Source organism: Novosphingobium sp. ST904, from assembly GCF_001298105.1.
GTDB lineage: Bacteria > Pseudomonadota > Alphaproteobacteria > Sphingomonadales > Sphingomonadaceae > Novosphingobium.
Window position 1 is genome coordinate 1 of the sequence record NZ_LGJH01000072.1, and the last position, 7,082, is coordinate 7,082.

Genomic DNA, 7,082 nt, shown 5'->3' on the forward strand with positions numbered 1-7,082 from the left:
CCAGCGCCTGGTCGATCGCCTCGCTTTCGACGTGCCAGCGAGCGAGACGGGAGAGTTGCCAATAGTCGTGAGTGTTGGAAGCCTCTGCCATCTTACGCAAGCCCAAATTCAGGCCCTCGGCGAGCAGGACGTTGAGCAGGCCGATCCGGTCTCCGCACGGCACGCCGGTGCGCAGATGCGTGAAGGCATCGGTGAAACCCAGCGCGGTATCGACTTCGAGCAGGAGATCGGTGATGCGGACGGGCGGCAGCCGGCGATACAAATCGAGCACCAGATCCTCGATCCCATCCGGCGCGTCAGCGGTGAGGCGATCAATGCGCAGCGTGCCGTCCTCGATGCTGCCTTTCGGAATTGTACCGCTGCGCGCGGCGCGACCGAGCCGGGCAAGGCCATCGGCGAGACGCACCTTGCGGTCAGCCAGCCAGACATACGGGTCAGACGGGACCGCTAGCTTCGCGGCATGCGCGACCGCCGTCGGCACGAGGACGTGGCGCAGGTCACCATACCGATGCGAGCGATCGAGCCATATGTCGCCCGAGCGCAGCGCGTCGCGCAAGTGGAACATGACCGCGACTTCCCGGAGGCGGGCATCATCATCGCCCTTCGCCCGCAATTGTCGCCGCCATTTGGAATGCGGGCGCAAGAAATCGTCGGCCGCCGGAACTGCGCCCTTGGTAGCGATGACGGTAGCCGCGTCCAGCAAAGGCCGTGCAACCGCCGCAGCTTTGAGGTCGAGGCATCGCAGCATGCGCGGGGCATACCGACGGAAGCGGTGATACCCCTGATCAACATGGGCCAGCGGATCGTCGCCCAAGGTGTCCGTCAACGTCTTGGCCGTAGCGACGAGGCTCGTGAGCCGTTCCCATCCCGCCCCGCGCGCGACCGCATCTTCCAGCGACGCGCCGTCGCCATGCGCTTCGAGCAATGATTGACCGAGTGCAGTGAAGCCGTTCAAAGTCGCAGTGGTAGCGCCTCTGGTTTCTACGACCCGCGCGTCATGCAGTTGCTTCGCGTCGCGCCAGGTGCGGCCAACGATCCGGTCATGTGTTTCGATCACCGCATCCGCCATCGCAGTGACCCATTCAATGACGCAGACCGCCATGATAGCGCGGCGCCGATCGGCGCCGAGGTCGCGCAGGCCATCGGCGAAGTAGCGCTCGCCCTGCCGGCGTAGCCGGGCGACGCGATGCGGTGGAACACCGGCAAGTAAACCATCATTGAGGTTCATCGCGCGCAGGAACTCGAGTCGGTCGAGCAGCCGGTTCGCCGCGGCGGAGTTGTTGCCCGGCTCAATCCGGCGCAGCCAGATGAAGCGGCTGATCGCCCCCGGCAGCATCTCGGTAGTCAGTCTGTCGAGCCCATCACAGGCGACGGGATCGAGACGGGCCGCGATCCGCTTCTCGATCGACGTTCGGCGGCGACGAGCGCGTCCGCGCACAAACGCTCGATTGTCGTGATCGCCGGCAGGATGGTCATGGTTTCACGGCAGCGGGCAATGAAGCGCCGGGCAAGGTCGTCGTTTGAGCGTGCCTGCTCGGCTTCGGCGAGAAGCCAATCGCGGAAAGCCCTGGCATACGGTCCCCGTCCGGGGAACATTCTGTATCCGTAGATACGGCGCAGCGCCTCCATGTGCTGGTGGCGGGTTTGGCGTCGAACGGCATAGGCCGCGAGCGTCTCGCCAGCGATGCCAAGCTGGGCGCCTAGAAAGGCAGATACGGTGTGGGGGATCAGTTCGCCGGGAGCAAGGGTCCGGCCTGGATATCGCAGCGCGCACAACTGCAGGGCGAACCCGATGCGGTTCTCCGGTCGGCGACGCCGGTCGATATGAATCAGGTCATCGTCTGCCAGAATATAATGGCGCAGCAGCGCCGCTTCGTCAGTCGGTAGGTCGAGTAGGGCCGAACGCTGTCGGGCGCTGAGGATATGGCGTCTCGGCATGCACGGCTTGTCCCCATTGAACAGCAGTCTGTTTTGGACAACACTGACCCCACGCAAATCAAGGCTTTTCGAGGCCTAATTCCAGAAGGGTTCAATTGGGACAGCGCGCCGCCATCTACGCCAGGGTTTCGACAGCCGACCAGTCGTGCGAACGGCAGCTCCGCGACCTGGCCGGCTTTGCCGAGCGTGGCGGCTATGAAGTGGTCGAGGTCTTCCGCGAAACCGCGTCGGGCATGAAGGCAAACCGTTCGGCGCGGGCTGAGGTGATGAAGCTGGCGCAGGCACGCCATATCGATGCGATCCTCGTTACCGAACTCAGTCGCTGGGGGCGTTCGACCCAGGACCTGCTCGATACACTCAACCGGCTGTCGGGCTGGCGCGTGTCGGTGGTCGCGATGAGCGGCATGACGTTCGAGGTCGATACGCCGCATGGGCGGATGATGGCGACGATGCTCGCAGGTATAGCCCAGTTCGAGCGCGACATGCTGAGCGAGCGGGTCCGCTCTGGCCTTGCTGCAGCGCGGGCACGTGGCCGCAAACTCGGCCGGCAACTGGGGGAGCGACCCAAGTCGGACCGCCTCGCGCCCAAAGTGTTGGCGCATATCGCCGAGGGGCGGAGCTATCGCTGGATCGCTCGCGACCTGGGACTCAGCAAGAACACGGTCGCCGGGATCGTGGCTCGCGCACGGGGTAACGTGAGCCCTGATGTCACGGTGACGACATGACCGGGGCGTCTGGACGGCTGCGTCCCGATCCCCGGCGCAAGGCGCGGTTTCGCGAAATCGCCCGAGGCATTGTCGCCAAGGATCGCTACAATCGGAAGTACGGGATCGCCGTCGACACTGCTGGCGCCATCGCGCAGGCGCTAGAGCGCGCGTACCGCGATGGAGTCCGGGACGACCCGGCCGCAGCCGTTCAAGCGCCCGAACAGGATGATGCCGGCCCGCTGGAATGGGCGTTGATCCCACCACGACCGCGAGATGCCTTCTGGAGTATCTGCCTATACACCCTGGGCCGCGATACCGATCTCCCACGTGACGGCCATCTCGCTCCGGCTATTACCGAACGCGGAACGCCCGGATGGACACTCGTGGCAGGAGGGTACACCCCTGACAGGGTGATCAGCGATAGGAGCATTGGCCCGCTTGTCCGCCTCGGCCTTATCGCGCTCGCAGTCGATTTACCGGTTCGCATGATCGTAACCGCACAGGGGAAGGAAACATGGGCTCTCTTCTGCCAGCGCGGTGGGATGTACCCTGAGGATCTCACTGACATTTGATCCATTTGATCGACATCCATCCGGCGGAATGGTGAAGGGCAGCATCCGCCAACGAACCGGCCATAGAACACGGGGCACGCGCCTCTTGAAAGCGGACATTCGTTCAGCCTGAGATTGTGGGGCCGCTATGTCGCGGATTCGGAAAATCCCATTTCACGCATGCTGGCGAGGACGGCGGACTTCATACAACGCCCTGCAATTTGGCCTGCCCTAGGCTTGACGTCCCCAATAGGATTTCAAGAAACGTCGGACCTCCCGCTCAACCTGCGCTCCCTCGGGGCAACCTCCGAAACCCCCATGGGAGCCAGCTTCGTCGATGAACAGTTCAGCCGGTATGCCATGGTTACGCAGTGCCCAATGCATGCGGACGGCGTTCGACAGGAACAGGTCGCGGGTGCCGGCTGTGAGCAACGTAGGGGGAAAGCCCTTGGAGAAGTCCCCGAAGAGCGGCGAGAGGTAGGGATGGGCCAGATCGTGGCCGGCAGCATAAAGCAGGTTGGCCCGCATGAGGCTTTCAGTAAGCCGCGCATCCAGGCCTAGGTTCGTCTGAAAGCTGTCCCCGCTCTCTGTGAGATCAAGCTCCGGTGTGCCGAGATAGGCCGCCGCGGGTAAGGGTAGGCCCTCATCCCGTGCGCGCAAGATCATAGCGGCTGCGAGGTTGCCGCCAGCCGATCCACCGCCGATGATGATTTCTTCCGGTCGGTGTAGGGTCAGAAGCTTGCGATATGCAGCCACACAGTCGTCCAGCGGCGCAGGGTAGGGGTAATCTGGCGGCATCCGGTAATCGACCGTCCAGACCTTTGAGCCGTAGCGCGCTGCGCTCGCCATTCCGAATGCACGGCAAAGAGCTCCCCCTCCCATAACCAGCCCGCCGCCATGGATGTCGAGATAGACGAACCGATCATCGACTTGGGTATGCTGCGGAGTGATGGCGAATACCGTCGCCTCACCGACCCTGAGTTCTTCGACCGTGGCAGCAACGCTCGATGCTACTGCGGCCACCATCGGCATCACGGCGGCATCCATCTTCGCGGCATAGTCGCGCCAAGCCTCCGGCTGGTCAACGGGAGGGTAGGGCAGCGCTACCATTGTAGGCTCCGCCATGATGGCCTGCGCCTCATGGCTGATTGACTTCGGGTTGGGAATGGTTCGAGCGGGTAGATGGACGCCGTTGGTTTTGGGAACCGGACCTTGAGCGGCTTGAGAACTCGACATGAAATCCACCTGACTGGCTGCTGCGTAGGGAACGACTGTCTTGGCGAACTGGCTACGCGAAAACTTCATTCGCTCTGCCCCGCTTTGTCCTAAACGAGAGCAGATCGTGCTGGTGTCCGCAATGGCAGTTAGGATCGACTTACAACGACTTCATCCAATGGCAGCTTCTAGCCCGTTTCCTCGGCTGGTCTACGCTCGGTGTTGGGACCTGCCCAGCCATAAACCAGTGTCTTGCACCGTTCAGAATTACTTCGTGTGTGTACGGCGCTGCATAGTCATTCAAGGATGCGGCGGCGATTTCGAAGATCGCGTTGTCCGCGAACCAGTTGGCCATTTGCATTGGATCAGCAACTTGCCAGGCCAGTGCATAGACCCCGCCATTCGTGCGGCCCGCAAATTGCGCAAGCTCGCCGGTGAGATTCTCGGGCTGGAGGATCAACAAGGTGATGTCTGCAACTTCGACGGGGGTTGCCTGGGCAGGTTCTGGCCAGGAGATCGTCCGAGCCGGCCCGGCTTTTCCGTCCAGAACCTCGACCAGAAATTTCAGCGCAACCTCGGGATAACGCGGAGCACACACGACATGCGCAAGCGCATGCGGTTTAGCTGGCCGTCCAACTGCCCAATCGCGGCGCCAGTTCGGCAAATCCCAGGGATCGTTGGGCATGCGGTGCTCCGTTAACTCCATAATCAACCCGCCGGTGTTCTTGGGGTGCAGGAAGATCAGGCCCGGCCCCTCGGTGTTGATCTTGATCCCCAATTCGTCACAGCGCTCGCGCCCCGCGCGGACGCTGTCGATGCGAAACGAGATTGAGTGGTAGCCAGGCCCCGCCTTGGCGAGGTAGCGCGCGTACATAAAGCTCATGTCTTCGGCGTGCCGGGGCGACATCACTTCGATCATGTGGTCGGCGACGTAGAGGAGCGCGGCATCACGATCCTGGGGTGCAAAATAGCTTTCGTGAAAGGTGATGCCACCGAACACGTGCGTATATATCTGCCGGAGACGCTCGCACTCGGCTGCTGCGTGGATCGTGTGCAGGTATCGGGCGGGATGCAGCGGGTTAGCTTGCGTCATTTGACATGCTCGCGTTTGTTCGATTTCTACGTGCGGCCAGCAAGCGTCAGCCCCCAACAATTGCCTTCATCTCGAGAAAATCGCGCAGCCCGTAAGCGCCGCCTTCACGGCCATTGCCAGAGCGCTTGTATCCGCCAAACGGTGCATCCGGAACCGGTCCCCATGCGTTGATCGCCACCAGCCCGGCACGCAACTGGCCGGCTACGCGGCGCGCAAGTTCAGGATCACCGGTAATCGCGGCAGAAAGGCCGTAATCAGAGTCGTTGGCCGCCGCGATACCTTCGTCGAGCGTGTCGTAAGCCGTAATCGTCGCGACTGGCCCGAATGTCTCCTCATGGAAGATCCGCATCGTCCGCGTGACGCCGCTCAGCACTGTCGGACGGACGTAATAGCCGCAATTCATGCCATCGGGCCTGCCAAGACCTCCCGCGAGGAGCGAGGCACCCTCGTCAATGGCTGACTGGATCAGGTCCTGGATCTTGTCGAACTGCGCCTTGTTGACCACCGGTCCGATGTGTCCGCCACTGTCGCCCGGATTGCCGACGGCAGTGTTCGCGAACATTCGTGATGCAAAATCCTCGACATCAACTTTCTGGTCCGACTGAACGATCAGACGCGTAGGTGCGATGCAGGTCTGCCCGGAATTGCCGAGGACGCCGGCCAGGACGTTGCCCAGGTGTGCCTCGATGTCCGCGCCGGGAAGAACAAGATTGGGTCCCTTGCCGCCCAGCTCCTGGTGGACACGCTTCACTGTCTGTGCCGCCGTTTGCGCAACGGCAATCCCAGCGCGGGTGGAGCCTGTGAAACTCACCATGTCGATGCCGGGATGCGCGGCAATTGCTGCGCCGACGCCGACTCCATCGCCGAGGACAAGATTGAAGACGCCTGCCGGAAGCCCGGCCGCTTCGAGAATCTCGGCTAGGATGATGGCGTTGGTCGGGCATTCCTCGGACGGCTTGAGGATCATCGTATTGCCCGCGGCAATGCAGGGCGCGACCTTTGACGCGATCTGGTTGATCGGCCAGTTCCAGGGTGTGATCATGCCGACGACACCAACCGGCTCATGCACGACCCGCGCGCCGCGCACTTCTTCGTCCCAGACAAAATCCTTCAGCGCGCGCGCGGCCGACTTGAAATGGCCAAGACCGGCGGGTGCCTGAGCGGCGGTGGCAAAACTGATCGGCGCGCCCATTTCCTCGCTGATTGCGGCAGCCATGTCGCCCACGCGCGCCTTGTAGATCTCTCCGATGCGATCGAGCAGCGAAAGCCGTTCGGCGACCGTGGTCCGCGCAAAACCGGGAAACGCCGCACGCGCAGCCGCGACCGCAGCTTCGACATCGACCGGCGTTCCAAGCGCCATCACGGCGCACGCTTCCTCGGTAGCCGGGTTGATCACATCGTGCCGCAAGCCACCTTCGCTGGGCACCCAGCGGCCGCCGATGAAGTGGAGGGCGTAGCGTGGATGGTACGCTAAACAACGCTCTCATGACTGCCATCTGCGCTGCAGAACGAGTTTATCCTGCCGCCGACCTTTCGGCTAGCGGTGAATTTGGCCTGGCCGGAGTGCCGCGGGCTCCT

5 protein-coding genes and 1 pseudogene are annotated in these 7,082 nt (G+C 62.7%); 2 read left to right on the top strand and 4 right to left on the bottom strand.

What is annotated here, in order from left to right; translation table 11 throughout:
* Positions 1-1,938, bottom strand: a pseudogene (locus ADT71_RS00965) (DUF4158 domain-containing protein); the annotation flags it as partial.
* Positions 1,939-2,033: 95 nt separating this feature from the next.
* Between ADT71_RS00965 and ADT71_RS00970 the strand changes: the two are divergent.
* The gene (locus tag ADT71_RS00970; protein ID WP_004213007.1) at positions 2,034-2,663 is read left to right on the top strand and encodes a recombinase family protein; all 630 of its coding nucleotides are present in this window, start codon (positions 2,034-2,036) and stop codon (positions 2,661-2,663) included.
* On the top strand, positions 2,660-3,217 hold the full coding sequence (locus ADT71_RS00975; RefSeq protein ID WP_004213004.1) for a hypothetical protein: 558 nt from the start codon (positions 2,660-2,662) through the stop codon (positions 3,215-3,217). Before ADT71_RS00970 ends, ADT71_RS00975 begins: the two co-directional genes overlap by 4 nt.
* Before the next feature lie 210 nt (positions 3,218-3,427).
* Here the strand turns inward: ADT71_RS00975 and ADT71_RS00980 are convergent, their stop codons facing one another.
* From ADT71_RS00980 to ADT71_RS00990, 3 genes are all read right to left on the bottom strand, one after another.
* Positions 3,428-4,501, bottom strand: coding sequence for an alpha/beta hydrolase fold domain-containing protein (locus ADT71_RS00980; protein WP_231635465.1), 1,074 nt, complete (start codon positions 4,499-4,501; stop codon positions 3,428-3,430).
* Between the two features lie 70 nt (positions 4,502-4,571).
* Positions 4,572-5,504, bottom strand: a complete 933-nt coding sequence (locus tag ADT71_RS00985; protein ID WP_054434295.1) for a VOC family protein — start codon at positions 5,502-5,504, stop codon at positions 4,572-4,574.
* Between the two features lie 46 nt (positions 5,505-5,550).
* Positions 5,551-6,945, bottom strand: coding sequence for an aldehyde dehydrogenase family protein (locus ADT71_RS00990; protein WP_054434297.1), 1,395 nt, complete (start codon positions 6,943-6,945; stop codon positions 5,551-5,553).
* Between the last annotated feature and the right edge of the window lie 137 nt (positions 6,946-7,082).

Excerpts from the sequence above, each read along its gene's own strand:
- ADT71_RS00975 (WP_004213004.1), top strand. The coding sequence starts at position 2,660 with ATGACCGGGGCGTCTGGACGGCTGCGTCCCGATCCCCGGCGCAAGGCG.
- ADT71_RS00980 (WP_231635465.1), bottom strand. The coding sequence starts at position 4,501 with ATGAAGTTTTCGCGTAGCCAGTTCGCCAAGACAGTCGTTCCCTACGCA.
- ADT71_RS00985 (WP_054434295.1), bottom strand. The coding sequence starts at position 5,504 with ATGACGCAAGCTAACCCGCTGCATCCCGCCCGATACCTGCACACGATC.